The 25,121-nt window shown below is 71.3% G+C and carries 24 protein-coding genes and 1 tRNA gene; 3 read left to right on the forward strand and 22 right to left on the reverse strand.

What is annotated here, in order from left to right:
* Positions 1–4: 4 nt before the first annotated feature.
* Positions 5–1,276: a glycoside hydrolase family 3 N-terminal domain-containing protein gene (locus ACTIE9_RS04445; RefSeq protein ID WP_439564364.1), complete on the reverse strand. Its 1,272-nt coding sequence runs from the start codon at positions 1,274–1,276 to the stop codon at positions 5–7.
* 68 nt (positions 1,277–1,344) lie between these two features.
* On the opposite strand from ACTIE9_RS04445, the gene ACTIE9_RS04450 reads away from it, so the two are divergent.
* Complete coding sequence (locus ACTIE9_RS04450; protein WP_439564365.1) at positions 1,345–2,187, forward strand: UbiA family prenyltransferase; 843 nt, start codon at positions 1,345–1,347, stop codon at positions 2,185–2,187.
* Here the strand turns inward: ACTIE9_RS04450 and ACTIE9_RS04455 are convergent.
* Positions 2,184–3,566 carry an MFS transporter gene (locus tag ACTIE9_RS04455; RefSeq protein WP_439564366.1) on the reverse strand — a complete coding sequence of 461 codons (1,383 nt, stop codon included), beginning with the start codon at positions 3,564–3,566 and terminating at the stop codon, positions 2,184–2,186. The two genes, ACTIE9_RS04450 and ACTIE9_RS04455, sit on opposite strands and share 4 nt — an antisense overlap.
* Positions 3,567–3,667: 101 nt before the next feature.
* Here ACTIE9_RS04455 and ACTIE9_RS04460 point away from each other — a divergent pair, with 101 nt between their 5' ends.
* A complete protein-coding gene (locus tag ACTIE9_RS04460; protein ID WP_439564367.1) occupies positions 3,668–4,036 on the forward strand; it encodes a rhodanese-like domain-containing protein in 369 nt (122 codons plus the stop codon).
* Positions 4,037–4,069: 33 nt separating this feature from the next.
* On the opposite strand, the gene ACTIE9_RS04465 is transcribed toward ACTIE9_RS04460, so the two are convergent.
* The 16 genes from ACTIE9_RS04465 to rplU form a co-directional block, all read right to left on the reverse strand.
* Positions 4,070–5,131 (reverse strand): LLM class flavin-dependent oxidoreductase, encoded by a 1,062-nt coding sequence (locus tag ACTIE9_RS04465; RefSeq protein ID WP_439564416.1) that lies wholly within the window; start codon positions 5,129–5,131, stop codon positions 4,070–4,072.
* A gap of 80 nt (positions 5,132–5,211) precedes the next feature.
* Complete coding sequence (gene pdxH, locus ACTIE9_RS04470) at positions 5,212–5,883, reverse strand: pyridoxamine 5'-phosphate oxidase (protein ID WP_439564368.1); 672 nt, start codon at positions 5,881–5,883, stop codon at positions 5,212–5,214.
* Positions 5,880–7,724 carry a hypothetical protein gene (locus ACTIE9_RS04475; protein WP_439564369.1) on the reverse strand — a complete coding sequence of 615 codons (1,845 nt, stop codon included), beginning with the start codon at positions 7,722–7,724 and terminating at the stop codon, positions 5,880–5,882. The genes pdxH and ACTIE9_RS04475 overlap by 4 nt, the downstream gene beginning before the upstream one ends.
* A complete protein-coding gene (locus ACTIE9_RS04480; protein ID WP_439564370.1) occupies positions 7,721–9,619 on the reverse strand; it encodes an outer membrane protein assembly factor BamB family protein in 1,899 nt (632 codons plus the stop codon). The genes ACTIE9_RS04475 and ACTIE9_RS04480 overlap by 4 nt, the downstream gene beginning before the upstream one ends.
* A gap of 28 nt (positions 9,620–9,647) precedes the next feature.
* Complete coding sequence (locus tag ACTIE9_RS04485; protein ID WP_439564417.1) at positions 9,648–11,006, reverse strand: pyridoxal phosphate-dependent decarboxylase family protein; 1,359 nt, start codon at positions 11,004–11,006, stop codon at positions 9,648–9,650.
* A 170-nt stretch (positions 11,007–11,176) separates the two neighbouring features.
* Positions 11,177–11,249 (reverse strand) — tRNA-Ala (locus tag ACTIE9_RS04490).
* Between the two features lie 88 nt (positions 11,250–11,337).
* Positions 11,338–11,694: a zf-TFIIB domain-containing protein gene (locus ACTIE9_RS04495; protein ID WP_439564371.1), complete on the reverse strand. Its 357-nt coding sequence runs from the start codon at positions 11,692–11,694 to the stop codon at positions 11,338–11,340.
* A gap of 23 nt (positions 11,695–11,717) precedes the next feature.
* Entirely contained in the window at positions 11,718–12,095 is a 378-nt protein-coding gene (gene rsfS / locus ACTIE9_RS04500) for a ribosome silencing factor (protein ID WP_439564372.1), read from the reverse strand.
* A gap of 31 nt (positions 12,096–12,126) precedes the next feature.
* Positions 12,127–13,530, reverse strand: coding sequence for a hypothetical protein (locus ACTIE9_RS04505; protein WP_439564373.1), 1,404 nt, complete (start codon positions 13,528–13,530; stop codon positions 12,127–12,129).
* On the reverse strand, positions 13,527–14,147 hold the full coding sequence (nadD, locus tag ACTIE9_RS04510; protein ID WP_439564418.1) for a nicotinate-nucleotide adenylyltransferase: 621 nt from the start codon (positions 14,145–14,147) through the stop codon (positions 13,527–13,529). The genes ACTIE9_RS04505 and nadD overlap by 4 nt, the downstream gene beginning before the upstream one ends.
* A 26-nt stretch (positions 14,148–14,173) precedes the next feature.
* On the reverse strand, positions 14,174–14,374 hold the full coding sequence (locus ACTIE9_RS04515; RefSeq protein WP_439564374.1) for a hypothetical protein: 201 nt from the start codon (positions 14,372–14,374) through the stop codon (positions 14,174–14,176).
* 65 nt (positions 14,375–14,439) lie between these two features.
* The gene (locus ACTIE9_RS04520; protein ID WP_439564375.1) at positions 14,440–15,720 is read right to left on the reverse strand and encodes a glutamate-5-semialdehyde dehydrogenase; all 1,281 of its coding nucleotides are present in this window, start codon (positions 15,718–15,720) and stop codon (positions 14,440–14,442) included.
* 4 nt (positions 15,721–15,724) lie between these two features.
* Complete coding sequence (proB, locus tag ACTIE9_RS04525) at positions 15,725–16,513, reverse strand: glutamate 5-kinase (RefSeq protein WP_439564376.1); 789 nt, start codon at positions 16,511–16,513, stop codon at positions 15,725–15,727.
* The gene (gene obgE / locus ACTIE9_RS04530; protein WP_439564377.1) at positions 16,506–18,032 is read right to left on the reverse strand and encodes a GTPase ObgE; all 1,527 of its coding nucleotides are present in this window, start codon (positions 18,030–18,032) and stop codon (positions 16,506–16,508) included. Before obgE ends, proB begins: the two co-directional genes overlap by 8 nt.
* 123 nt (positions 18,033–18,155) lie before the next feature.
* A complete protein-coding gene (gene rpmA / locus ACTIE9_RS04535; protein ID WP_319015366.1) occupies positions 18,156–18,407 on the reverse strand; it encodes a 50S ribosomal protein L27 in 252 nt (83 codons plus the stop codon).
* Between the two features lie 15 nt (positions 18,408–18,422).
* Positions 18,423–18,731, reverse strand: coding sequence for a 50S ribosomal protein L21 (gene rplU / locus ACTIE9_RS04540; RefSeq protein ID WP_409651109.1), 309 nt, complete (start codon positions 18,729–18,731; stop codon positions 18,423–18,425).
* 221 nt (positions 18,732–18,952) lie between these two features.
* Between rplU and ACTIE9_RS04545 the strand changes: the two genes are divergently transcribed.
* The gene (locus ACTIE9_RS04545) at positions 18,953–19,225 is read left to right on the forward strand and encodes a DUF4031 domain-containing protein (protein ID WP_439564378.1); all 273 of its coding nucleotides are present in this window, start codon (positions 18,953–18,955) and stop codon (positions 19,223–19,225) included.
* A gap of 45 nt (positions 19,226–19,270) precedes the next feature.
* Here ACTIE9_RS04545 and ACTIE9_RS04550 read toward each other — a convergent pair whose 3' ends face one another.
* From ACTIE9_RS04550 to ACTIE9_RS04565, 4 genes are read right to left on the reverse strand one after another with little or no spacing between them, the layout of a single operon-like run.
* Positions 19,271–20,719 (reverse strand): hypothetical protein, encoded by a 1,449-nt coding sequence (locus ACTIE9_RS04550; RefSeq protein ID WP_439564379.1) that lies wholly within the window; start codon positions 20,717–20,719, stop codon positions 19,271–19,273.
* On the reverse strand, positions 20,700–21,440 hold the full coding sequence (locus ACTIE9_RS04555) for a TIGR03943 family putative permease subunit (protein ID WP_439564419.1): 741 nt from the start codon (positions 21,438–21,440) through the stop codon (positions 20,700–20,702). The genes ACTIE9_RS04550 and ACTIE9_RS04555 overlap by 20 nt, the downstream gene beginning before the upstream one ends.
* 31 nt (positions 21,441–21,471) lie before the next feature.
* Positions 21,472–22,548 carry a permease gene (locus tag ACTIE9_RS04560; RefSeq protein ID WP_439564420.1) on the reverse strand — a complete coding sequence of 359 codons (1,077 nt, stop codon included), beginning with the start codon at positions 22,546–22,548 and terminating at the stop codon, positions 21,472–21,474.
* A 41-nt stretch (positions 22,549–22,589) separates the two neighbouring features.
* On the reverse strand, positions 22,590–25,085 hold the full coding sequence (locus ACTIE9_RS04565) for an Rne/Rng family ribonuclease (protein ID WP_439564380.1): 2,496 nt from the start codon (positions 25,083–25,085) through the stop codon (positions 22,590–22,592).
* Positions 25,086–25,121: the final 36 nt, after the last annotated feature.

Consider the following 25,121-nt stretch of genomic DNA (forward strand, 5'->3'; position numbering starts at 1 on the left):
CTGGTCACAACACGGGGCGTCGTTCGCCGGTGTCGATCTGCTGCACCGCGAGCGACCGCGGAGAGGCGCCCCAGCACTTAGGGCCGCAGTCGACGTACGGGCCTTCGAGACCCGAGGCCTCGCGCCGAAGGGCGAGCACGCGGTGCAGTGATGCGTCGATGCGCGTCTCGTCGAGCCGGCCATCCGCGAGAGCCGCGACCAGAGCATCCACCAGGCCGGCGGGGTCGACGCCGACCGTCGATGGGTCCCCGGGCAGCACGAAGAGCACGAGATCGTTGCCCGCGGCGAGTGCCTGCACGGCGTTGCTGGCCGGATCGGCGTAGGCGGGCACACCCGAGCGCTGCAGCATGAGCAGATCATCGGTGACGATGACTCCGTCGAAGCCGAGCTCGGTGCGCAGAATGTCGATCCAGGCGGGTGAGAGCGAGGCGGGCATCGGGCTGATCGCGTCGAACTGCAGGTGCCCGGTCATGACGAGCGGAGCTCCCGCCGCGATGCCGGCCACGAAGGGCACCGCGTGCGTCGCGCGCCAGGTGGCCAGATCGATCGACGAGCGCGGGATGCTCACATGCGAGTCGTCAGGGCTCGCTCCGTGCCCGGGGAAGTGCTTGAGGGTCGAGAGCACGGTGCCGAGCTCGCCGCGCACCGCCGCGGCGACCCGTTCCGCCGCAGCCGCGGGGGTCTCCCCCAGCGTGCGCGGGCGGATGAACGACGAGCGGTCGGGGGTGACATCGGCGATGATGCCGAAGTTGACGAGCACGCCCGCCTGCGCGACGAGAGCCGAGCGCGCCGCGAACGCCTGCTCGGTCGCGGCCGGTTCGAGCTCGCGCAGGTCGCGCGCCGCGAGCGCCTGGTCGTCGCGAAGGCGGCTGACGATGCCGCCTTCTTGATCGATGGCCGTCAGCACCGGCAGTCCGGGCTCGCTGCTGAGGCCGGCCGTGAGCGCCGCGACACTGCTCGCCGGGCCGGCGATGTTGTCGCCCATGAGGATGACGCCGCCGAAGCCGTGAGCGTCGATGACGCCCCGGATGCTCGCCGCATCCGTGCCCGGCACGTGGACGATGACGAGGGCGGCGAGCTTCTGCGCGGGCGACATCGCGGCGATGCGCTGCTGCAGGTACACCTCGTCGGGGTCGAGCGGCGCGGGTGCTCCGACGAGGCGGCCGGGCGGCGGCGGGGGCGGCGGGGCGTCGGGCGCGCATCCGGAGAGCACGACGACCGCGAGAGCGGCCGCCGCGGCGACCAGCCGTGCTCTCTGCCGGCCGCGTCGTCGCATGCCCTGATGGTAGTCGGCGCCGTGCGTCGACCGGGCGGGCGGAAGCACCCACGCCTAGCATGAGCGTCATGATGCGGCGGGTGCGAGCAGTGCTGGGTGCGGTCATCGGGTCGGCCCACGCGGGCCCGTCGGCGGTCGTCACGCTCGTCACCGTGCTGCTCGCGATCGTGAGCGGCCTCGATGCCGCGCGCGTCGTCGTGGTCGGACTCATGATGGCCGCCAACCAGCTGTCGATCGGGTGGTCGAACGATGCGATCGACGCAGCGCGCGATGCGGATGCGTCTCGCGTCGACAAGCCCGTCGTGCGCGGTGAGGTGGCGCCTCGCACGATCATGACCCTCGCGATCGGCGCGGCTCTCATCGCCGTCGCGCTCTCGCTGCTGCTCGGCCCCGCCCTCGCGATCGCGCACCTCGTCGCTCTCGCCTCGGGGTGGGCCTACAACGCGGGCCTCAAGCGCACGATCGCCGCCACGCTTTGCTACAACGTGGGCTTCGGCCTCATCCCGCTTCTCATCACCCTCGCCCGCGATGAGCCCCGTCCGGCGGCGTGGTGGGCGATCGCCATGGGCGGGATGCTCGGCCTCGCCGCCCACTTCGCCAACGTGCTGCCCGATCTCGACGCCGACCGGCGGCACGGCATCCGTTCCCTGCCGCACCGGCTCGGGGCCCGACGCGCGGGCGCGACGGCCCTCGTCGCCCTCGCCATGGCCGGCATGCTCGGCGTGGTGGGCCCGGCCGCCGCGACCCCGGTGACCGCCGCGGGCGCGGGCGCCACGCTCGTGCTGCTCGTGGCCGGCATCGTCGTGCTCGTGCGCGCGCCGACCTCGCGGGCTCTCTTCCGCATCATCATGCTCGCCGCCCTCGCCGCGGTCGTCACGCTCGCGGGAGCAGCAGGGGCGATCGTCGTCTAGCTGCTCGCCGCTGGCGTCGGCGGTGCCGTCACGGTCGACGGGTTGCGGATGCCGAACGCCGAGATCAGGGCGCCGGCGACCATGAGGCCGGCGCACAGCAGCAGGGCGTTGTCGAGCCACGCATCGTCGACCACGGTGCCGATGACGGCGCCGAGCAGGGCGATGGCGACGAGCCCGGCGATGCGCGCGAGAGCGTTGTTGACCGCGGAGGCGATGCCCGACCGCTCGGGCTCGATGGCGCCGAGGATCGCGGAGGTGAGGGGCGCGACCGTGATGGCGATGCCGAGCCCGTAGAGCAGCACGCCGAGCAGGGCCTGCGACACGAAGTCGAAGGGGGTCTCGATGGCCCGCAGCAGCACGAAACCGAGGGCGGCCAGTGCGGGGCCGCCCGCCATGAACCAGCGCGGCCCGAACCGGCCCGCGAGCGTGCCGAACCGCGACGACAGGGCGATGAGCATGATCGTGAGCGGCAGCATGACGAGCCCCGACACGGTCGCGCTGAGACCGGCGACCTGCTGCAGGTAGAGGACGATCACGAGACCCGAGATCGAGAGGGCCGCGTAGATGGCCACCGTGGCGAGATTGCCGACGGCGAAGTTGCGGCTGCGGAACAGGGAGAGCGGCATCATGGGATGCCGTGCCGTCGCCTGGCGCACGATGAAGCCGACCAGGCTGAGGGCGCCGAGGGCGAGCGGAACCCACACCACGGCCGACTCCCAGCGGTAGTTGGCCTGCTCGATGAGCGCGAAGACGACGCCGCCGAGCCCGATCGCCCCGAGTGCGGCACCGAGCACATCGATGGGCGTGCGCACGGCGGCTGGCTCGTTGCGCATCGGTCGCATGAGCACGAGGGTGACCGCGATCGGCAGCACGTTGATCACGAACACCCAGCGCCAGCTGATCAGGTCGGTGAGCACCCCGCCGAGCAGCGGCCCCACGATGAAGGCCGCCGAGGTCCAGGCCGTCCAGAGCCCGATCGCCCGGGCCTGGCTCTCTCCGCGGTGGGCGCTCATGATGAGGGCGAGCGAGCTCGGCACGAGCAGCGCTCCCGCGACGCCCTGGGCCGCGCGGGCGGCGATGAGCAGCTCGGCCGTGGGGGCGAGCCCGCAGGCGAGCGACGTCACGCCGAAGCCGACGAGCCCGATGCGGAGCACGGCCACGCGGCCGAGCAGGTCGCTGAGGGAGCCGGCGAGCAGGATGAGGGCTCCGAGGGTGATGAGATACGCATCCACCACCCACTGCTGAACCGGGAGCCCGCCTCCGAACTCCTCCGTGATCGCCGGGAGCGCGACGTTCACGATCGACCCGTCGAGGAACGCGACGAACGCGGCCAGGATCGCGACGACGAGCACGCGGCGATCGATCGTGGTGGCAGGCATGCTCTCAGTCAAGCACCGCGCGGGCTCCGCACGGCTCCGAGTCTCCTCAATACCCCCGGGGGTATATGATACGATCGTATCCCATCGACACCGGAGGACCCGTGCGCCGCATCCTGATCTCGATCTCTCTCGCGCTCGGCCTCGCCCTGGGCGCTACCGCGTGCGCGAGCCCCGCCGAGCCCGTCGCCCTCGACGCGAGCACGGTCGTGATCGACGTGCGCACGCCCGAGGAGTTCGCCTCGGGCCACCTCGAGGGTGCCCTCAACATCGATGTGCAGTCGCCCGACTTCGAGGCCCTCGTGAGCCAGCTCGATCCCTCCGGCAGCTACTACGTGTACTGCCGCAGCGGCAATCGCTCGGGGCAGGCCATCGACCGCATGAGCGGCCTCGGCTTCACCGATCTCACGAACGGCGGAAGCGTCGAGAGCGCGTCGAGCGCCACGGGCATCCCCGTCGTCACGGGCCCGTAACCGGGCCCGGCACTCCTCGTGCCGGTCGGCTGCTCAGGCGCCGGCCGGCACGAGCTTCTCGGCGAGCAGCTCGCGCACGCGCGGGATGACCTGCGTTCCGTAGAGCTCGATCGCGCGCATGAGCTTCTCGTGCTGCAGGGGCCCCGTGCTGTACTTCAGATCGAAGCGCTGGATGCCGAGCGCCGAGACCGTGGCCGCGATCTTGCGGGCGACCGTCTCGGGAGAACCCACGTAGAGCGAGCCGTGCTCGACCTCCTGCTGGAAGTGCGCGTAGGTCGTCGGGCCCCAGCCGCGCTCGCGGCCGATGCGGCCGAACATCTGCTCGTAGGCCGGCCAGAGCTCGTCCATCGCCTGCTCGTCGGTCTCCGCGATGTAGCCCGGCGAATGCACGCCGACCGGCTGCCAGGGCCGCTCGAGCTGCGTGAGCGCGCGGTGGTACAGCTCGACGAAGGGGGCGAACCGCTCGGCCGGGCCGCCGATGATCGCGAGCATGAGCGGAAACCCGTAGTTCGCCGCGCGCACGACCGACTCGGGGCTGCCTCCGACCCCGACCCACGTGCGCAGCGCGCCGCTCTCGGTCGTCGGGTAGACCATCTGGTTCTGCAGCGGTGCGCGCGTCGACCCCTGCCAGGTGACGGGCTGCTCTTTGCGCACCTCGGCATACAGGTTGAGCTTCTCCTCGAAGAGCCGCTGGTAGTCCTGCAGCTCGTAGCCGAAGAGCGGGAACGACTCCGTGAACGACCCGCGGCCCATGATGACGTCGGCGCGCCCGTTCGAGATCGCCTCGATCGTCGCGAAGCGCTGGAACACGCGGATGGGGTCGTCGGAGCTCAGCACCGTCACGCCGCTGCCGATGCGGATGCGCTCGGTGCGGGCGGCGATGGCCGCGAGCACGATGTCGGGCGCGGAGACGGCGAAGTCGTCGCGGTGGTGCTCGCCGATCGTGATGGCGTCGACACCGACCTGGTCGGCGAGCACGCCCTCTTCGACCACATTGCGGATCACCTGGCCGTAGGGCAGCGGCTGCCCGTCCGATCCGTTCGTGACATCACCGAAGGTGTCGATGCCCAGCTCGAGGTCGTTCGCGTCGGCAATGGCCACTGGTCTCCCCTATCTATGCGTACGTATCGAATGGGTCAACAGTCTCATGAACCGCCGTATTCCCGCGAGACCGATCAGGGCTGCAGGCGCTCCACGCGCCACCCCGAGCCCTCGCGGTGGAACAGCAGCCGGTCATGCAGCCGAGAGGTGCGCCCCTGCCAGAACTCCACACGGTCGGGCACGATTCTGAACCCGCCCCACCGATCCGGCCGCGGCACCTCGGGCGCATCCGCGAACCGCTCCTCGGCATCGCGCACCTTCTGCTCGAGCGCGTCGCGCGAGGCGATCGGCTGCGACTGGTCGCTCGACCACGCCGCGACCTGCGCACCGCGCGGCCGGTGAGCGAAGTAGTCGTCGCTGTCGTCGGCATCGACCGGATGCGCGTGGCCGAAGATCTTCACCTGCCGGTGCAGCGTGTACCAGGGGAACACCACCGCTACGGCCGGATTCGCGAGCAGCGCGCGGCCCTTGCGCGAGGTGTAGTCGGTGTAGAAGGCGAACCCGCGCTCGTCGACGCCGCGCAGCAGCACGGTGCGGATCGACGGCGCACCGTCGGGGTCGATGGTGCCGAGCACCATCGCGTTCGGCTCGTAGACCCCGCGCTCGGCGGCCTCGGCGAGCCAGGCGACGAACTGCCCGAAGGGATCGTCGGCGAGGTCGGCCTCTTCGAGCTTCTCGACGCCGTAGTCGGTGTGCGTGCGCAGGGCGCTCTCAAGCGTCGGATCGGTGCCGGCGGGATCGGTCATGCAGCTACGGTAGAGGCCTCGGGCCGGGAATCGGCCGAGTCGCGTGCGGTGGCCGTCGCCCACACGGCCATCACGGCGGCCAGGATGAGCGCGGTACCGAGCAGCTCATCGCCGAATTGGGCGAAGGCGTCGAGATCGATGGCGGCCCCGAGGTCGCGCGCGAGGGTTCCGAAAGCCAGCACGGTCACTCCGAACACGGCGTTGGCGAGGAAGAGCATGACGCGCGCCGGCCGCGGGTAGGCCGCACTGGTGCCGTGGGTGATGTCGGCGTCGGTCATGAACCCCCAGACGAAGCCGAACAGCACGAGGGCGATGCCGCTGGCACCGATGACGGCGCTGAGCGGATCGGCGAGTACATCGCGCCACGCCGCCGCGGCCGAGAGCAGAAGCGCCACCGTGAGCAGTGCGATGCGGCGAGCGTCGAGCCGTCGGCGCACCGCCAGCACGACCGCGAGCGACAGCGTGCCGAGCGCGATGACGACGGCGAGCGCCGGCGACGACCACGTCAGGGGTGCGCTGACCAACGCCGGCAGCACGCTCAGCAGCGCGAACAGCCCGATCGCGGCGAGTAGCTCGGGCAGGCCGCGAGTTCCGCGCCGTGCCAGCACGAACGCGATGATGATGAGGGCGACGCCGACCGCGCCCCGCACGATCGTGAGGGCGACCGTGCCGCGCAGCGCATCGGCGATGACGAAGACCACGCCTACGGCGGCGCCGTCAGCGCCCCACGCGGTGACGACCTGCGCGGCGAGCAGCAGCACCACGACCGGTGCGAGGGTGATCGACAGAGCGGCGGCCACCGGCAGCCCGGCGTCGTCGAGGCGGCCCATGACGTCGTCGATGCGGGTCGCCGACGACCGGCGCGCCCGTGCGATGCCCCACCACAACCCGGCGATCGCGAGCACGATGCCGATCGACAGCGGCAGATCGCGCACCTCGACGACGACCCCGCCGCCGGTGGCGAGCCCCAGCACCACCTCGATGATCCGCCACACAGCCACGAGCACAAACGCAACGATGAGCACGAGCGAGACCGAGCGCAGCACGCCGTGCCGACGGGCGTTCTCGAGGGGCCGATGCACGGCGGCGACCACCGTCGTCGATGCCCCGATCGCGAACTCCGCGACGGCGACTCCTGCGGCAAGAGCCGCCGGAACGGCCAGCTGCCCGAGCGAGGACATGACGAGCGAGGCGGTCGTCGGCCCGAAGTCGAGCCCGAACGGAGCCGCCTGCGCCGCGCTGCGCCCGAGCGAGACCACCGTCGACAGTCCGGTGATCGCGAGCACGAGCGGAAACTCCCACCAGGCGAACACCGAACGACGCCGCAGCACCACGAGCACGATGATGCCGACGACCGCGAGCACCGACACGACCTTGCCCGGCGTGATCGAGACGCCGCCGGCGCCGTCGGCCCCGAGGTCGAGCGAGCCGATGAAGAGCAGCACGAGCGAGGTCATGATCGTCAGCACGACCGTCGTCCGGCGCCGCGTGTGCAGCGCCGCCGTCTGCATGAGGGCGAGCGACAGGATGACAAGCCAGAAGATCGTCGGCAGCAGCAGCCGCGGCAGCGAGAGCACGATCGAGCCCACGCTCACCGTCAGCGGCACGATCGACCGCACGAGCGGGGCGCCCAGGATCAGCGCGACCGCCAGGCAGAACGCCACCACCCCGACCACCACGATGGGGCCGAGCCCGGGCGGCGAGTCGGTATCGCGCAGCCGTCCGCGCCGGATCGGGTCGACGATGATGCCGCGCCACAGCGTGCGAGCGCCCGTCGCGATGCGCGGCATCGTGCGCGAGCGCGGCGGCGACGGCAGGGCGGTCATCCCCTCCGCGCTCATCGCAGCTCCCACCGCCGCAGCACGCCGTCGCTCTCGAGCACGACGAGGGTGGCGCCGACCGCGAGCACTGACCGGCTCGCCGAGATCGACCCCGCGTCGATGGGCTGAGCGTCGATGACGGCACCATCGGCGGTGGCTCGCAACTCGACGTCGGCAGCCCGCACGATCGTGACGACGCTCGACGTGCTCTCGCCCACGAGGGACTCCCCGCCCGCTCCGCGCCACCGCACCTCGCCGCTCCCGGCCTCGACGGCCACGACGGCCTCGTCGGTGAGGGCGACCACGACGTCGTCGACGACCAGCACGCCGCGCGCGAGGCCCGTGTACCCCGTGCTCCAGCGCTCGTCGCCCGACACCCGCTCGAGGGCGACGATCTCGCCCGACTCGAGCATCGCCACGACCAGCCCCGACGCACCGCCCGCGGCCGCGAGCTCGACGACGAGCCCCAGCTCGTCGCGCCAGACGACCGCGCCCGAGGCGGCGTCGAGGGCCGTGAGCCGCTCCCGCTCATCGGCCACCAGCACGAGATCGTCGACGACGACGACCTCGGCGCGGGCGTCGGCGCCGAGCGACTGCGACCAGCGGGGTGTGCCGGTGCGGGCATCCACTCGCGTCACGGTGCCACTGCGGGCGGCGACCACGATGTCGTCGACTCCGGAGTCGCCGGCAGGAACGGCGACCGGTGCGGCGAGCACGAGCTCGTCGGCCGCCCAGTTCCAGAGCCGGCGCCCGGTCGCATCGTAGGCGACGACCTGCCGCCGCGCCGTCGTCGCCACGACGAGGTCGCCGGCCGTGCCGACGGCCACGACCGTGCCGCCCGGGTGCCCGAACCATGCGAGTCGCGCCTGCGCGCGCCCGAGGGTGAGCACCTGCACATCGTCGCCGCGATCGTTGACCACGACGAGGCGCCCGTCCGCGGTGGCCGCGGGCGCGACGGGATACTGGCCGGTCACGTCAGACGGCCCGAAGAAGGGATCGGTGATGGTGATCGGCAAGGTGCGGCCGGGCAGGAGGCGCGATGACGGATCAAGCAGGGCGCCGAAGGATGCCGCGGCAGTCGAGGGCCCGCCGAGCGGCGCGAGAGCGCCCGGACGCAGCTCAGCGCGGCCCGCGGGCCGATCGTCGATCGTGCCGCTGCTCCAGACGGCTCCGCGCCCCGGGCACCACACCGTCGACTCATCGAGGGTCGTGGAGAGGCCCGCATCGACATCCTCGATGCGCACCGTGCTCTCGACGCCGATGCAGCCGCCCGTCAGGGGAATCTCGCGACCCTCGTCGAAGTCGGTGAACGGCCCATCGGCTCGCAGCGCTGAGAATTCGGCCGTGTAGACGAGCACTCCGCCGGGCAGTGCCGAGCCGACCGAGCTCCAGGTGTCTCCCGGCTGCACCTCCGGCGGCAGCAGCACGATCGCGGGCTCGAAAACGAAGCCGATCGGCCCGCCCCACGAGGCGACCTGGGTGACGCCATCGCTCGACAGCCGGAACAGGTCGGCGCCGCGCTCACCGCGATCGTTCACCGTCGACGCCCGCCACCACTGCGCCTCGCGCACCTCGGTCTCCCCGAGCGAGCCGAGCACACTCGCGGCGATCGTCGAGGGTGCCGCGAAGATGCCCTCGATACCGATCGAGCGCGTGTGCTCGGTGACGATCTGGATGCCCGCGGCGTCGGTCGCGACCGAGCGTTGGCCATCCGGCGGCACGAACCGGGCGGCCGCCCCACCCGACACCTCGGGAGCCACGAGGTCGACGGCATCGAGCGCCGCCCCCAGCATCAGCACGACGAGGGGCGTCACGACCCACGGCACCCAGCCGGGCGTCCTCGCGCGCACGGCGTCGTCAGCACCCGGCGGCGCGAGCAACGGCTCGGGCGACGGCTCAGGGGCGCCGATGGTCACGAGCGCCAGTGTACGGCCGCCCTCGCCCTCACTGCATCGAGTCGAGGATGCCGACCAGGTCGTCGAGCGTCGTGCGCGGGTTGACGATCGCGAACCGCGCGTTCGTGCGGCCCGCGTGCGAGCTCGGCACGACAAACGCGTGCTGGTCGTCGAGCAGGCGATTCGACCAGTGCGCGTAGTCGCCCGGGCTCCACCCCACGCGCTCGAACACGACGACCGAGAGCTGCGGCTCGCGCACGAGGGCGAGATAGTCGCGTGCCGCGATCTCCCCCGCCACCACATGGGCGAGCTCGATCGAGGCGCTGATCGCATCGCGGTAGGCCTGCGCGCCGAAGGTCGCCAGCGAGAACCACAGGGGCAGCCCCCGGGCGCGACGGGTCAGCTGCACCGAGTAGTCGGAGGGGTTGTACTCGGTCGACTCGGTGAGGGCATCCAAATATTCGGCGTGCTGCGTGTGCGCGAGCCGCGCGATCTCGGGGTCGCGGTAGAGCAGGGCGCACGAGTCGAACGGCGTGAACAGCCACTTGTGGGGGTCGACGATGAGCGAGTCGGCACGCTCGATGCCGGCGAACCGCGGTCGAGCGAGGTCGCTGAGCGCGGCCGCGAGGCCGTACGCCCCGTCGATATGCAGCCAGAAGTCGTGATCGTCTTTGAGCGCGGCGATCGAGGCGATGTCATCGACGATGCCGAAGTTGGTCGAGCCACCGGTCGCGACGACGGCGATGACAGCCTCGCCGTGCTCGAGCAGCGCCGGGCTCACGGCGTCGCCCTGGAGCATGCCGCTCGCCCCCACCGGCACGGCGACCACGTCGATGTCCATGACTTTCGCGGCGCTCGCGATCGACGAGTGCGCCTCGGCGCTCGCGATCACGACCCAGCGCTCCGGTCGTGCGCGCCCCGTCTCGCGGCGGCGCCGGTCGGCGTGGTCGCGCGCGGCCACCAGGGCCGAGAGGTTGCCGATCGTGCCTCCCTGCACGAAGACGCCGCCCGCCGTCTCGGGCAGGCCGAACTCATAGGCCAGCCAGCTCAACACGTCGTTCTCGGCGTAGACGGCTCCCGAGCCTTCGAGCCACGATCCGCCGTACACCGCCGTGGCGGAGACGATGAGGTCGAACGCCGTGGCGGCTTTCGACGGTGCCGAGGGGATGAACGACAGGTACTGCGGATGCTCGGTCGTGATGCACGACGGAGCGAGCACGTTCTCGAACAGAGCCAGGGCGCGCCGCGCCCCCATGCCCTCCTCGCTGATGGTGCGCCCGGCCAGCCGTCGCAGCTCGGCGGGGGTGAAGGGCTTGTCGAGCGGGGTGTCGTCGCTCAGGATGCGACGGCGCGCGTACTCGAGCACCATGTCGACGATCGCGGTCGTCTCGTCGGTGATCGCGTGCATGCGCGTCGCGGAGACAGGGGCAGAAGCGGCCAGATCGCGGCTCACGCAAGGTCCTCTCGAACCGGATCAGCGCGCATGGCGCGCGATCCTCCGGCACGCCGCCCCGCCACTCGGGTCAGCAGGCGCCGGATACGACGAATCCCGGCCGAGGCCGGGATGTCGATCGTACGTGGACCTGAGGGGACTCGAACCCCTGACCCCCTGCATGCCATGCAGGTGCGCTACCAGCTGCGCCACAGGCCCGTGGCGACCGGCCGCAAGGCCGGTGACAACTCGACAAGACTAGTACACGGCGGGGCCGCCGACCAATTCGTGCGGAAGCCCTCGCGGCTCAGTCGAAGAGCTCGCTCAGCCAGTTCTTCGGGCGCTTGTGCGAGCCACCCGGGTAGCCGTATCCGGAACCGTAGCGGGGGGCCGATCCGGGCGAGTTCGAGCCCCATCGCTGCGGATACCCGGGCTGCGCGAAGCCGCCGGGCGGGTAGCCGCCGGCAGGCCGGCCAGCGGGCGGCACGTCGCGGGGAAGCTCGACGCGCGGAGCGGCGGGCGGGGCGGCCGTCGACGCCCGGTCGATGATCTTGTCGAGCTCACCGCGGTCGAGCCAGACCCCCCGGCACTGCGGGCAGTAGTCGATCTCGATGCCGTTGCGATCGCTCATCACGAGCAGGGTGTCGTCGGTAGGGCACTTCATGCCCCTAGTCTGCCGCGCTCATCCTATGCGTCGACTGGATGCTCTCCGAGCGTCAGCGGAATGGTCGGGCAGTCCTTCCAGAGACGCTCGAGCGAGTAGAACAAGCGCTCCTCCTCGTGGAAGACGTGCACGACGACGTCGCCGAAGTCGAGCAGGACCCACCGGCCCTCAGCACGGCCTTCGCGGCGCAGCGGCTTGGCCCCCGTCTCGATCATCTTGTCTTCGATCTCGGCGGCGATCGCCTGCACGTTGCGCTCGTTGCGCCCCGTGACGAGCAGGAACACGTCGGTGAGCGGAAGGGGGCCGGAGACGTCGAGCGCGACCAGGTCGTCACCCTGCTTGGAGTCGGCGGCGCGGGCCGCGACCTGGGTGAGGGCGATGGCGCGTTCGGTGGCGGTCACGGGTTCCTTCGACGAGGGGAGGGCAAAGACTTCAGAATAGCCCGTTGACGGCGGCCAGCACGAACAACCCGATGGCGACGACGGCCATCACGACGGTCGCGGCGACGAGAACGGTCGTCACGGTGTTGCCCGCCGACCGCTTCCCCGGGGCCATCACGCCGGTCGTGCCGGTGTGGCTACTGACGGCCTTGAGCGCGCTCACCGGTGCGGCGTCGGTCGGACCGGCCGCGAGGTCGCCCGGGTCGAAGAGGTCATCGATGTCGGGGCTCTCATGCACCGTCGGCACGGCGCCGGTCGACGACACCGCGCGCGGAAGGTCGATCATGCCGGTGATGATGATCTCGCCCGTGCCGGAGACCGGTCCGGAGAGGCTGCCCAGCGGCATCTCGGGCAGCACGAGGGCGTTCGTGTTCGTCATGCTCACCGCCGAGCCGACCTCGCGGCTGAAGGTGTTCTCGAACGGATCGTCGTCGTCGTGGATTCCGACCGACCAGTGCGATCCCGTCGGTGCGGAGGACGTGGGTGCCGAGGAGGACCGCGCCGTCGGCACCGCGGCGGGCGCGGGCGCAGGCGCAGGTGCCAGCACCGGTGGGGGTTCGGGGGCGAGCACCGGTGCGGGCTTGAGCTGCCCACCGGGCTCGAGCTCAGGCTCGGGCTCGGACTCGGGCTCGAGCTCGGGCTCGGACTCGGGCTCGAGCTCGGGCTCGGACTCGGGCTCGGGCATCGCACTGGGCTCCGGCTCGACCGGCAGACCGGCCGCTTCGCGCAGAGCGCGCAGCTCGCGCCGCGACAGCGTCTGCTCGGGCGCGGCCGACGCGTGCCCGAGCGGCGTCACGACCGCGGGCGACTCGACGACGGGCCGATCCGGCGGAGGAGTCGACGGGGTCGCGGTGATGACATGCATCGGCGGTGCCCCCGACGCCCCCGAGGCGGTGTCGGCGAGGTCAGCGGGAAGCCCGCTGCGAGCATCCGGCCCCGGCGTCAACTGGGTGTGGTACTCCAGCGAGGTGTCGTAGGTCGCCGCGGCGAGGGGCGCGGACTCGAGCCGCTCGGCAGGCGGGCGGAAGTCGCGGCGGCGCATCTGCGCCGACGCTGCCGAGGGCGCCACGGGGGGCTCGACGAGCGGTTCGGGGGCGGCGCCGAGCGACGGAGCGACCACCGGGGCGGCCTCGTGCGCGTCGTGCGGAGTCGCGAGGGACCCCGCGGGGATCACCGTGTGGGTGGGCGGCGCGGCGTCGTAGTGCGGCACGCGCGGACGCACCTGCGTGCGGTAGGCGACATCGCTCGGGGCCGAGGAGGGCACCGAGACGGGCGTGCCGGCACGCGCGCGGCGATCGAGCGGCTGTGCGAAACCCTCGGGCGGAGCATCCTGCGCCGACAACTGAGCCTGCCGTGCGGCACGGCGGCTGAGAGGCGGATCGGTCGGGTTGCTCATGGTGTGGGGCTCCGATAGAGCTGGTGCTTCGAGATGTACTGCACGACGCCGTCGGGCACGAGGTACCAGACCGGAGAGCCGTGCTCGACGCGCTCGCGGCAGTCTGTCGACGAAATGGCCAGCGCGGGAATCTCGAGCAAGCTTACGTCGCCCTCCGGCAATCCGCGAACGCTCAGGTCGTGGCCGGGCCGGCTGACGGCGATGAAATGCGCGAGGCGCCAGAGCTCGGCCGCGTCCTTCCAGTCGAGGATCTGCGCGATCGCGTCGGCGCCGGAGATGAAGAACAGGTCGGCGTCGGGATGCTGCGCCCGCATGTCGCGGAGGGTGTCGATCGTGTAGGTCGGCCCGTCGCGATCGATGTCGACGCGGCTCACGCGGAACCTCGGGTTGGCGGCCGTCGCGATCACCGTCATCAGGTAGCGGTGCTCGCTCGGCGTGACACCCTGCTTCTGGTACGGCTGGCCCGTCGGCACGAACACGACCTCGTCGAGGTCGAAGGCGTGCGCGACCTCGCTCGCCGCGACCAGGTGGCCGTGGTGGATCGGATCGAAGGTTCCGCCCATGACACCGATCCGCGCGCGGCGCGCGTCGGGCTCAGGGGCGGCTGTGGTGGCGATGGGTATCGCGTCGGCGTCAGCCCGGCTCAGTGGCCGGCGTCGTGCCCGCTCGGCTTGTTCGCGGTCTTGTGGCTGTGCCGGTTCGCGACGTCGCGGTAGGCGAAGGTCACGAGCCCGAGCATGAGGAAGACGAGCGCGGCGGCACCGGCGATCACCTCGGCGGGGGCGATGAGCGGAGCGAGCTCCTCCTCCGAGGCGAGGATCGCAGTGGCCAGCGTCGTCAGCATTCGAGGCTCCCGTGGTCGTGAACGGTCGTGCGCGGCAAGCTACCGCGCGTCAAGTCTACCGACTGTCACCCGCGAACCTGCCCGGCGCCGCGCACGATCCACTTCGTGCTCGTCAGCTCGGGCAGCCCCATCGGGCCGCGGGCGTGCAGCTTCTGGGTCGAGATGCCGACCTCGGCGCCGAAGCCGAACTCGCCGCCGTCGCTGAAACGCGTCGAGGCGTTGACCATGACGACGGCCGAATCCACCTCCGCGAGGAACCGCTCGGCGTTGGCCATGTCGCGCGTGATGATCGACTCGGTGTGCTGGGTCGAGAACCGGCGGATGTGCTCGAGCGCAGCATCCAGGTCGTCGACGACCGCGACGCTCAGCTCGAGCGCCATGTGCTCGGTCGCGAAATCGTCGTCGGTGGCGAGGCCCAGACCGGGGTCGATCGCACGGGCGCGCTCGTCACCGCGCACGGTGACACCGGAATCCCGCAGGGCGGCGATGACGGGCGGCAGGAGCCGCTCGGCCGCATCGCGGTGCACGAGCACCGTCTCGACCGCGTTGCAGACGCTCGGGCGCTGCACCTTCGCGTTGTGCACGATGTCGACGGCGAGCTGCTGATCAGCGGACGCGTCGAGCACGATGTGCACGACGCCGGCCCCGGTCTCGATGACCGGCACGGTCGACTCCCGCACCACGGTCTGGATCAGGTCGGCACTGCCGCGCGGGATCAGCACGTCGACGAAGCCCCGCGCCCGCATGAGCGCGGTGGCTCCCGCACGCCCGTGCGCATCGATCGTCTGCACGGCTTCGGCCGGCAGTCCCGCGCCCGCGATCGCTCGCTGGATGATCTCGACCAGCACGCGGTTCGAGCTCTCCGCCGCACTGCCGCCGCGCAGCAGCACCGCATTCCCGCTCTTGAGGGCGAGCGCCGCGATGTCGACCGTCACGTTGGGGCGGGCCTCGTAGATCGCACCCACGACGCCGAACGGAACCCGCACCTGGCTGAGCTGGATGCCGTTGGGCAGGCGCGAGCCGCGCACGACCGTGCCGATCGGATCGGGCAGGGCGATGACGTCGCGCACGGCGGCGGCGAGCGCACGCACTCGGGCGTCGTCGAGTCGCAACCGGTCGATCAGTCCCTCGGAGAGACCCCCGGCGCGCCCGCGCTCCAGGTCGTCGGCGTTCGCGGCGATGATGCTCGGAACGGCGGCCTCGAGCGCCGCAGCGATGCCCTCGAGGGCGGCGTTCTTGCGCGCCGTGGTGAGGGTGGCGAGGGCTCGGGAGGCCTCTTTCGCCGCGACGAGCTCGAGGTCGATGATCGAGCCGCCGATGATCGAGTCGGAGACGAGGGTCGACATGGCCTCAGCCTACCGGCGCCGCCTCGAACCAGGTTCCGACGGGCTCCCCCGCGAGCGCCTGCGCGACGCGGTCGGTCGAGGTGAGCACCACGGGGATGCCCTGGCCGACGGCGAGCTTCGCCGCGGCGATCTTGGTCCCCGCTCCCCCGGTGCCCACACCGGCCGCGCCGATGTCGCCGAGTTCGACGCTCGCGAGGTCGTCGTCGTGCGCCACGTGCTCGATGCGCTCGGCGCCCGGCTCGTGCGGTGGCCGCGTGTAGAGGGCGTCGACGTCGCTCAGCAGCACGAGCAGGTCGGCGTGCACGAGCTCGCTCACAAGCGCGGCGAGGCGGTCGTTGTCACCGAACCGGATCTCTTGCGTCGCGACGGTGTCGTTCTCATTGACGATGACGAGGATGCGCAGGCCGAGCAGGCGCTCCATGGCGCGCTGGGCGTTGCTGCGCGGCGTGGCGTGCTCGAGGTCGCCTGCGGTGAGCAGCACCTGCCCGGCGACGATGCCGTAGCGGTCGAGGCTCTCTTGATACCGGAAGATGAGCACGTTCTGCCCCACCGCCGCAGCGGCCTGCTGGGTGGCGAGATCGGTCGGGCGGGCGTCGAGCTTCAGGTACGGGATGCCCGTCGCGATCGCTCCCGACGACACGAGCACGACTTCCTGACCGCGGGCGTGGGCGGCCGCGAGCGCGTCGACGAGCGGGCCGATCTGCCCGACGTTGGGGCCGCTGATCGACGACGACCCCACCTTCACCACGATGCGCTTCGCCGCGGTCACGGCGGCGCGCTGCTGCTCAGCCATCGCCCTCCTCGTCGTTCCACCTGCTCGCATCGCGCTCGGCGACGCGCTCCGCCTCGAGCTCGGCGCGCGCGGCCGCCTTAGCGTCCATGCGCTCGTAGTAGCTCTGCCGGCGCTGGCTCGTCGACGGCCGGTTGAGGGCGTCGAGCCGCGGGTCGGTGCCGCGCGGCGCCGTCATGAGCTCGGCCGCACTGGTGAGCGTGGGTTCCCAGTCGAACACGACCCCGTCGCCCGGGCCGATCACGACGGTCGCACCCGCGACAGCGCCTGCGGCGAACAGCTTGTCTTCGATGCCGATCTTGGCGAGCCGGTCGGCGAGGTAGCCGACGGCCTCGTCGTTGCGGAAGTCGGTTTGCTGCACCCAGCGCTCGGGCTTGGCGCCGAGGATGCGGTACAGATTGCCATCGCTGCCCCCCTCGACGACGATGCGGAACTCCTCGGTGTTGACGGCGCGCGGCCGCAGCACGATGCGCTCGCGCGTCTCGGCTTCAGCGGCCCTCGCGGCGCGGTCGGCCTCGACGAGCTCGGCGAGCGCGAAAGTGAGCGGGCGCAGGCCTTCCCGGCTCACGGCGCTGATGTCGAACACTCGGTAGCCACGGGCTTCGAGCTCGGGGCGCACGAGGGCGGCGAGGTCGCGCCCCTCCGGCACGTCGACCTTGTTGAGCGCGATGAGCTGGGGCCGCTCGAGCAGCGGAACCTGACCCTCGGGCACCGGGTAAGCGGCGAGCTCGCCCAGGATGATGTCGAGGTCGCTGATCGGGTCACGACCCGGTTCAAGCGTCGCGCAGTCGAGCACGTGCAGCAGCGCGCTGCAGCGCTCGACGTGGCGCAAGAACTCGAGGCCGAGACCCTTGCCCTCGCTCGCGCCCTCGATGAGGCCAGGAACGTCGGCGACGGTGAACCTCGACTCGCCCGACTCGACGACCCCGAGGTTGGGGTGCAGCGTCGTGAAGGGGTAGTCGGCGATCTTGGGCTTGGCGGCCGAGATCGCGGCGATGAGGCTCGACTTGCCCGCACTCGGATAGCCCACGAGTGCAACGTCGGCGACGGTCTTGAGCTCGAGGACGATGTCGCCCTCCCAGCCTTCCGTGCCGAGCAGGGCGAAACCGGGCGCCTTGCGCTTCGTGGTGGCGAGCGCCGCGTTGCCGAGACCGCCCTGGCCGCCGGGAGCCACGACGATGCGCATGCCGGGCTCGGTCAGGTCGGCGAGCTCGGTGCCGTCGGCGTCGCGCACGACCGTGCCGATCGGCACGGGAAGCTCGAGGTCGGCGCCCGTGAAGCCCGAGCGGTTGTCGCCCATGCCCGGCCCGCCGTTGTCGCTCGAGCGGTGCGGCCGGCGGTGGTAGCCCAGCAGGGTCGTCTCGTTCGCGGCCGCAACGAGCACGATGTCACCGCCGTCGCCGCCGTTGCCGCCATCCGGGCCCGCGAGGGGCTTGAACTTCTCCCGCCGCACCGAGACGCAGCCGTGGCCGCCGTTCCCCGCGCGCAGGTGAAGGGTCACACGGTCGACGAACGTCGCCATGATGGTGCCTCCTCGTACTGCTCTGCCGCGGTGCCGATGTGCCCGTGACTGCTGTGGTGCTGTGGAACGGCGGAGGGGGCGGGCCGAAGCCCGCCCCCTCGCGTGAAACCTGTGGGTCGTACGCTACGCGCTGACGACGTTGACGACCTTGCGGCCGCCCTTCTGGCCGAACTGCACCGCACCCGCCTCGAGAGCGAAGAGGGTGTCGTCACCGCCACGGCCGACGTTGGCGCCGGGGTGGAAGTGGGTGCCGCGCTGGCGGACGAGGATCTCGCCGGCCTTGACAACCTGGCCGCCGAAACGCTTCACGCCCAGGTACTGGGGGTTGGAGTCGCGACCGTTGCGGGTGGACGATGCGCCCTTTTTGTGTGCCATTGTTCGCGCCCCTTCTTACTTGATGCCGGTGATCTTGACGCGGGTAAGGTCAGCGCGGAAACCCTGGCGCTTCTTGTACCCGGTCTTGTTCTTGAACTTCTGGATGACGATCTTGGGGCCGCGCAGGTCGCCCAGCACCTCGGCCGTCACGGTGACCTTCGCGAGCTTCTTCGCGTCGGTGGTGACCGTGTCACCGTCGACGAGCAGAACCGGGGTCAGCTGGATGGTGCCATCCTCGCTCGCCTTGATGCGGTCGAGGACGACCACAGTGCCGACCTCCACCTTCTCCTGCCGCCCACCGGCGCGCACAACTGCGTAGACCACGTTTCACCTTTGCTCTGTTGATCGAAACCTTGGTGCCGCGCAGAGAATGCTGTGCGGCGAGACATGCCTCAGGGTGTCGGCCCTGAGTATGTCAACACTGAGGGTGTCGGCGCAGGCTCAGCCCAGCGCGCACCAACGGTCAAGAATAGCCGACCGCGGGATGCCCGGTCAAACGCGCCCGTCCGGAGCGTCACCGACACCCTCAGCTTACAATCGCGATCATGGCCGTGCTGATCGACGAACCCATCTGGCCGGCCCACGGCCGCCTCTGGGGCCACCTCGTGAGCGACACCTCCCTCGACGAGCTGCACGCCTTCGCGGCGGCCGCGGGCATCCCCGACCGGGGCTTCGACCACGACCACTACGACTACCCCGAGGAGCGCCGCGAGCTGCTCATCGCCCAGGGTGCCGAGCCGGTGACGGGGAAGGAGCTCGTCGCGCGCTTGTCGGCCGCCGGGCTGCGCGTCAGCCAGCGCACGAAGCGCGGCCTCTGAGCCCGCGCCGGTCGAGGGCGTCGCGGGCGCAGGCCCCGCACCCGGTCACCAGATCGGCGAGAACCCGTCGAGCGTGCGCACGACGGCCCCCGACTCGATGTCGATGATGACCGTCGTCACCGAGGTGGCGCGGCCGTTCACGGGGCGACCGTCGGCAACAGCATCCTCGACGGAGGGGGTGACCTCGACCGCGACGAACTGATCGTTCGGCGAGATCGAGAAGTCACCGATGCTGCCGCGGTCGTCGATAGTGCGCAGCAGCACACGCGCGGTGCCTGAGCCGTCGTCGGCCACCAGCACGACGCGCACGGCCCCGGTGACCACATCGGCCACCGCCACCTTCTGCACCCGCAGCTCGGTGCTCGTGAGGATCGCCTCACCGCCGAACGCCAGCTCGCCCTCGACGAGCGAGGGGTCGAGCCGCGACTCCTCCGCGGTCGCGAGGTCGAGCACCACGCCGCCGAACGCGTCGGAGCCCGTCAGACGCGTTCCGTCGGTCGAGAGCGCGTACATCTCGGGAACCTGGCCGATGGGCAGCGCGAGCGGCGGCTCGGTGAGCTCGACCCGCAGCACCGATTGGTCGAAGGCGTGCACAATGAGGGTGGAGCCGTCGGGCAGGAAGGCGGCGTTGAGGGTCGTGATCGGCTGCCCGTCGAGCCCCGGCACGATCGACACGATCCCCTCGGCGGCGAGGTCGACGACGGCGAGTACGCCCGGCAGGGGCTCGGCGGCCTCGTCGACCGTCGTCAGCACCATGCCGAGCAGGGTGCCGCTCGGCGGCACGATGAGGCGATCGACGCGGGCACCCTGCGGCAAGCGCAGCTGCTGCACGCCGCCGTCGCGCGAGATCGACTCGAGCACGCTCGTGCCGCCCTCCGCATCGCGGGCGACCACGACGACGTTCTCGATCGGGGCGATGTGCTGGATGCCCGGTGCCGCGTGGACCACCTCGCCGCGGCCCGTGCCGTCGAGCGGCGCGCGCAGCACCTCATCAAGATCGTCGCCGCGATCGAGGTAGAGCACGCTCGCCTGCGCCGTGGTGAAGCGATAGCTGAACGTCGAGAGCGCGTCTCGGCTGAGCGCGGAGACGTCGCGCACCTCGACGAGGTACTCGGTGCCGGAGCGCAGGCGCTGCTCGAACTGCACGACCATGAGGTCGTCCTGCACCGACACCGTCACCGCGGCGGCGGGGGTGACCGTCACCTGCTCGGGGGCGACCTCACCGAGGGGCTGGTTCGCGAACAGGCGCAACTGCTGGCCGGGCTGCTCGGTGACCCGGGCCGCATCGACCACGGCGGAGCTGAGCTTGGGCCCCTGGAGGCTGCCGAGCAGCAGGAAGACCGCCGCGATCGCGGCGAGGCTCGCGGCGAGCATCCAGAACGTGCGCTCGAAGCGGCGGCGCTCCCGCTGCTCGCGGAGGCGCTGCGAGGTCGCGGCGACTCGGCGGGCGGCGGGCAGCGTGGGGTCGACCTGCTCAGAAGAGGTAGGGCTCACGTGGCTGGTCCACCGCCTCGACCCGTTCGGGGATGAGCACGACGGGCGTCGTGCTCGTGCGCGACGGGTTGCTGTCGAACGCTCCCGAGACCTGCACCCAGGTGTCGGGCGGATACAGCTCGGCCCAGCCCGGCAGATACACCGGCACGCCGAGCGGCTGAGCGTCGACGGCGCAGCACGTCACGGCGAAACGCGAGACGTAGAACATCGAGTCCGGGTCATCCGCGTCGGGGGTGACGAAGCCGAGCAGGTCGGTCGCCGGCTTGCCGTCGAAGAACGCGAGGTCGCTCGTCTGGCGCAGCACCGTCGACCACTCGCGCACCGTGAACGTCGCGACGGTCGCGTCATCGGCGGTCGAGGCGGCGGCGAGCGTCTCGGCGTCGTCGCTCGCGGTCGCGTTGATCTCGCGCTGCTCGGCCGTCGCCGTGCTGAGCGTCGCCGGCGGGATGACCACCATGCCGAGCGCGAACGCACCCGCGATGCCCGCGGCGGTGAGCCCCACAGCCCGCGATCTCGGCGACGGCAGGGGCAGCCCCTCATCGTCGTGGTGGCGGGGACTGGCGACCGCCGCGACCGCCGCGACCACGGCGATGACCGCCATGATGACCGTGAAGACCACGTAACGCGGGTGGATGTAGAGCACGAGCTGACCCGACACCGCGAGCCACAGGGTGATGGCGGCCATGACGCTGATAATCACGACGCCGCGCCAGCGCTGCACACCGCGCCAGAGGGCGCCCCGCGAGGTCGTCTCAGGCAAGGTAGTTCACCACCAATCCGAGTGCGAGGCTCAGCAGGGCGACGATCGTCGTGAGCTGCACGAGGGTGCGGGTCGAGTAGGTCGTGCGCATGAGCGCGAGCATCTTGATGTCGACGATCGGCCCGAATACGAGGAAGGTGACGATCGATCCGGGCAGGAAGGTCGAGGCGAACGGCAGGATGAAGAACGCGTCGACGTTCGAGCACACCGAGATGATGAACGCCAGCACCATCATGGCCAGCACGCTGTAGAGGGGGTCGCTGCCGAGGGCGACGAGCACGTCGCGCGGCACGATGACCTGGATGGCGCCGGCGATGAGGGAGCCGATGACGAGCGCCGGCATGAGGATGCTCGACTCGCGCACGAACAGGTCGAGGCTCTGCTGGCGCCGGTCGCGGCCGTGCCCGTGCCCGTCGTCGATGCGGCACTCCTCGGCGAACCGCCCGCTCAGCAGGCTCATCGGCTGCGGGTGCTTGCTGAACAGCCAGCCGAGGATGTTGGCGATCGCGAAGCCGCCGAGCAGTCGCGCGACGAGGATTCCGTCGTCGAACCCGAAGGCCTGGTGGGTCGTGATGATCGTGACGGGGTTGAGGATGGGCGCCGCGATGAGGAAGGTCATCGACTCGGGCACCGTGAACCCGCGGCGCACGAGGCCGCGGGCGAGCGGCACGTTGCCGCACTCGCACACGGGCAGGAACATCCCGAAGAGCGAGATGACCGCGCGCCTGCCCCAGGGGTTGCGCGGCAGGATGCGCAGCAGCCAGCTCTCGGGGATCCAGACCTGCACGAGCACCGAGAGCACGATGCCGAGCACGATGAACGGCAGCGACTCGATGATGACGCTCGTCGAGAGCGTGAGCAGGTCTTGCACCGGGTTCGGGATGCGGGGATCGAGCTGCTCGGCCGTGATCGCCCGCACCGCCACGAGCCCGACGAGCACGGCGGTCGCTCCGACGGCCCACGCGACGTGCACACCCCGCGCGCGCCGTCGCACGGGCTGCGCATCGTGGTCATGGTGGTGGTCGTGGCCCGTGGTGGCGCCCGCTCGCGTCGGTGTCGCTTCCGGCATCGTCACACCCCGCATTCTAGGGAGCGCCCCTCAGCGCTCCCTCACGACGCGTCCGGGGCCGCCTGGGTGCTGATGGTGCCGCTCGACACCCGACGCGAGGCGCGCTTGCGCGTGCCGGGCGCGGGAGGCTCGGGCAGCGACTCGAGCACCGATCCGAGCAGCTGATCGGCCGTCGTCGGGTCGATCGGAGCACGACCGCGCGCGGGCTTCTTCGTGACCGGGATGTCGAGGATCTCGACCGTCGCCGGCTCGATGGCCCCCGGGGAGACCACGGGCTCGACGGCCGCCGCGGTGACGGGCAGGTCGATCGCCCCCGTGGCCGGCGCGTCGTGGTGCACGGTCTTCGCGGCGATCGCGGCGACCGCGCGGCTCACGTCGTCGGTGATGGCGTGCGCGGCGGTGGTTCCCGCCTTGGGCCCGCCACCGCGGCCGGAACCGTTCTGGCCGCCGCCCGAGCCGCCGTTGCCCGAGCCGCCGCGACGTCGGCCGCTCGACCCGCCGATGCCGCCGCCGTTGGCCGCCGTGTCGGAGCCCTGACGATGCCGCACGACAGGCTCGTGGTGCACGATGAGGCCGCGACCGGCGCAGACCTCGCACGACTCGCTGAAGGTCTCGAGCAGGCCGAGACCGAGGCGCTTGCGCGTCATCTGCACGAGGCCGAGGCTCGTGACCTCGGCGACCTGGTGCTTCGTGCGGTCGCGGCTCAGGCACTCCATGAGGCGACGCAGCACGAGGTCGCGGTTCGACTCGAGCACCATGTCGATGAAGTCGACCACGATGATGCCGCCGATGTCGCGCAACCGCAGCTGCCGCACGAGCTCTTCCGCAGCCTCGAGGTTGTTCTTCGTGACGGTCTCTTCGAGGTTGCCGCCCGAGCCGACGAACTTGCCGGTGTTGACGTCGACGACGGTCATCGCCTCGGTGCGGTCGATGATGAGCGAGCCGCCCGAGGGCAGCCACACCTTGCGGTCGAGAGCCTTCTCGATCTGCTCGGAGATGCGGTACTCGTCGAAGGGGTCGTGATCGCCCTCGTGCTTCTGCACGCGGTCGAGCAGGTCGGGCGCGACGCCGCGCAGGTAGGCCTCGATGGTCTGCTGCGCATCCGCCCCGCTGATGACGAGCGAGCGGAAGTCTTCATTGAAGACGTCACGGATGATCTTGATGAGCAGGTCGGGCTCGCTGTGCAGCAGCGCGGGCGCGGGGGTCGTCGAGAGCTGGGCGCTGATCTCGGCCCACTGGCTCGTCAGTCGCTGCACGTCGAGCGTCAGCTGCTCCTCCGTCGCCCCCTCGGCAGCCGTGCGCACGATGACACCGACGTTCTCGGGCAGCACCTCTTTGAGGATCTTCTTGAGGCGGGCGCGCTCGGTGTCGGGCAGCTTGCGGCTGATGCCGCTCATCGAGCCGTTGGGCACGTAGACGAGGTAGCGGCCGGGAAGGCTCACCTGGCTCGTCAGGCGAGCGCCCTTGTGACCGATGGGGTCTTTCGTGACCTGCACGAGCACCTTGTCGCCGGGCTTGAGCGCGAGCTCGATACGGCGCGGCTGGGTCTTGCCGTCGCTGTCGAGCGCGGCGGAATCCCAGTCGACCTCGCCCGAGTAGAGCACGGCGTTGCGGCCGCGGCCGATGTCGACGAAGGCGGCTTCCATGCTCGGCAGCACGTTCTGCACCTTGCCGAGGTAGACGTTGCCGATGAGGCTCGACTCTTGCGAGCGGGCGACGTAGTGCTCAACGAGCACGCCGTCCTCCAGCACGCCGATCTGGATGCGGCCGTCTTTCGACCGCACGATCATCTGGCGGTCGACGCTCTCGCGACGGGCGAGGAACTCGGCCTCGGTCACGACCGGGCGACGGCGTCCGGCGTCGCGGCCGTCGCGACGGCGCTGCTTCTTGGCCTCGAGGCGCGTGGACCCCTTGATGCGCTGCGGCTCGGTGATGAGCTCCGCGGGGCGGCGCGAGCGGGTGCGGGCGCTCGGCTCGTCGTCGCGCGAGCTGTCGGTGCGCGGCGTCTCGCCGTCGGAACCGCCGCGGGCACGGCGCGAGCGCGAACGGCGACGGCTCGTGACCGTGCCCTCGTCATCCTCGTCGAGATCGATCGGTCCGCGCCCCGGGCGACCCGGGCCCGCGGGTGCTCCGCGCGGGGCGAGCACCTCGACGGGAGGTGCGAAGAAGAGCAGCGAGGTCGTCGACTCGGGCTTGAGCTCGGGGAACACGGGCGTAGCCGGTGCCGCCTCGGGTGCGGTCGCCGCGGCGTCGGGCTCCGGAGCACGCTCGGGCTCGACCGTCTCCGGCTCGGCCGACTCGGCGTCACGACCGGCGGCAGGCTCGGCCGTGGCGGCCTCGGCCGCATCCGTCACCGCATCGGGCGCCGTGTCGATCGCCGCGGGAGCCGCCGACGCATCGTCGACCGGCTCCGCGAGCGGGCCGCCGTCGAAGCCGGGCTCGCTTTGCGCGGCGTGCTCGCTGGCCTTCTTCGGCGCGCGGGATGCGAACAGTCGCGTGCGCTTCTTGGTCGTCTTCTCGTTGTCGTCACTCACCATCGCTGGTGCACTCCTCGACCGCTCGGGCCGCGCCCG

Origin of the sequence: Microcella sp., from assembly GCF_051860105.1 — a bacterium.
GTDB lineage: Bacteria > Actinomycetota > Actinomycetes > Actinomycetales > Microbacteriaceae > Microcella.

Excerpts from the sequence above, each read along its gene's own strand:
- ACTIE9_RS04520 (WP_439564375.1), bottom strand. The coding sequence starts at position 15,720 with ATGTCGACCCTCGTCTCCGACTCGATCATCGGCGGCTCGATCATCGAC.
- ACTIE9_RS04545 (WP_439564378.1), top strand. The coding sequence starts at position 18,953 with ATGGCCGTGCTGATCGACGAACCCATCTGGCCGGCCCACGGCCGCCTC.
- proB (WP_439564376.1), bottom strand. The coding sequence starts at position 16,513 with ATGGCTGAGCAGCAGCGCGCCGCCGTGACCGCGGCGAAGCGCATCGTG.
- ACTIE9_RS04560 (WP_439564420.1), bottom strand. The coding sequence starts at position 22,548 with ATGCCGGAAGCGACACCGACGCGAGCGGGCGCCACCACGGGCCACGAC.
- rpmA (WP_319015366.1), bottom strand. The coding sequence starts at position 18,407 with ATGGCACACAAAAAGGGCGCATCGTCCACCCGCAACGGTCGCGACTCC.
- pdxH (WP_439564368.1), bottom strand. The coding sequence starts at position 5,883 with ATGACCGATCCCGCCGGCACCGATCCGACGCTTGAGAGCGCCCTGCGC.
- ACTIE9_RS04495 (WP_439564371.1), bottom strand. The coding sequence starts at position 11,694 with ATGAAGTGCCCTACCGACGACACCCTGCTCGTGATGAGCGATCGCAAC.
- ACTIE9_RS04505 (WP_439564373.1), bottom strand. The coding sequence starts at position 13,530 with ATGAGCAACCCGACCGATCCGCCTCTCAGCCGCCGTGCCGCACGGCAG.
- ACTIE9_RS04455 (WP_439564366.1), bottom strand. The coding sequence starts at position 3,566 with ATGCCTGCCACCACGATCGATCGCCGCGTGCTCGTCGTCGCGATCCTG.
- ACTIE9_RS04475 (WP_439564369.1), bottom strand. The coding sequence starts at position 7,724 with ATGAGCGCGGAGGGGATGACCGCCCTGCCGTCGCCGCCGCGCTCGCGC.
- ACTIE9_RS04515 (WP_439564374.1), bottom strand. The coding sequence starts at position 14,374 with ATGCTGACGACGCTGGCCACTGCGATCCTCGCCTCGGAGGAGGAGCTC.
- ACTIE9_RS04445 (WP_439564364.1), bottom strand. The coding sequence starts at position 1,276 with ATGCGACGACGCGGCCGGCAGAGAGCACGGCTGGTCGCCGCGGCGGCC.
- ACTIE9_RS04565 (WP_439564380.1), bottom strand. The coding sequence starts at position 25,085 with ATGGTGAGTGACGACAACGAGAAGACGACCAAGAAGCGCACGCGACTG.
- ACTIE9_RS04485 (WP_439564417.1), bottom strand. The coding sequence starts at position 11,006 with ATGCACGCGATCACCGACGAGACGACCGCGATCGTCGACATGGTGCTC.
- ACTIE9_RS04450 (WP_439564365.1), top strand. The coding sequence starts at position 1,345 with ATGATGCGGCGGGTGCGAGCAGTGCTGGGTGCGGTCATCGGGTCGGCC.
- obgE (WP_439564377.1), bottom strand. The coding sequence starts at position 18,032 with ATGGCGACGTTCGTCGACCGTGTGACCCTTCACCTGCGCGCGGGGAAC.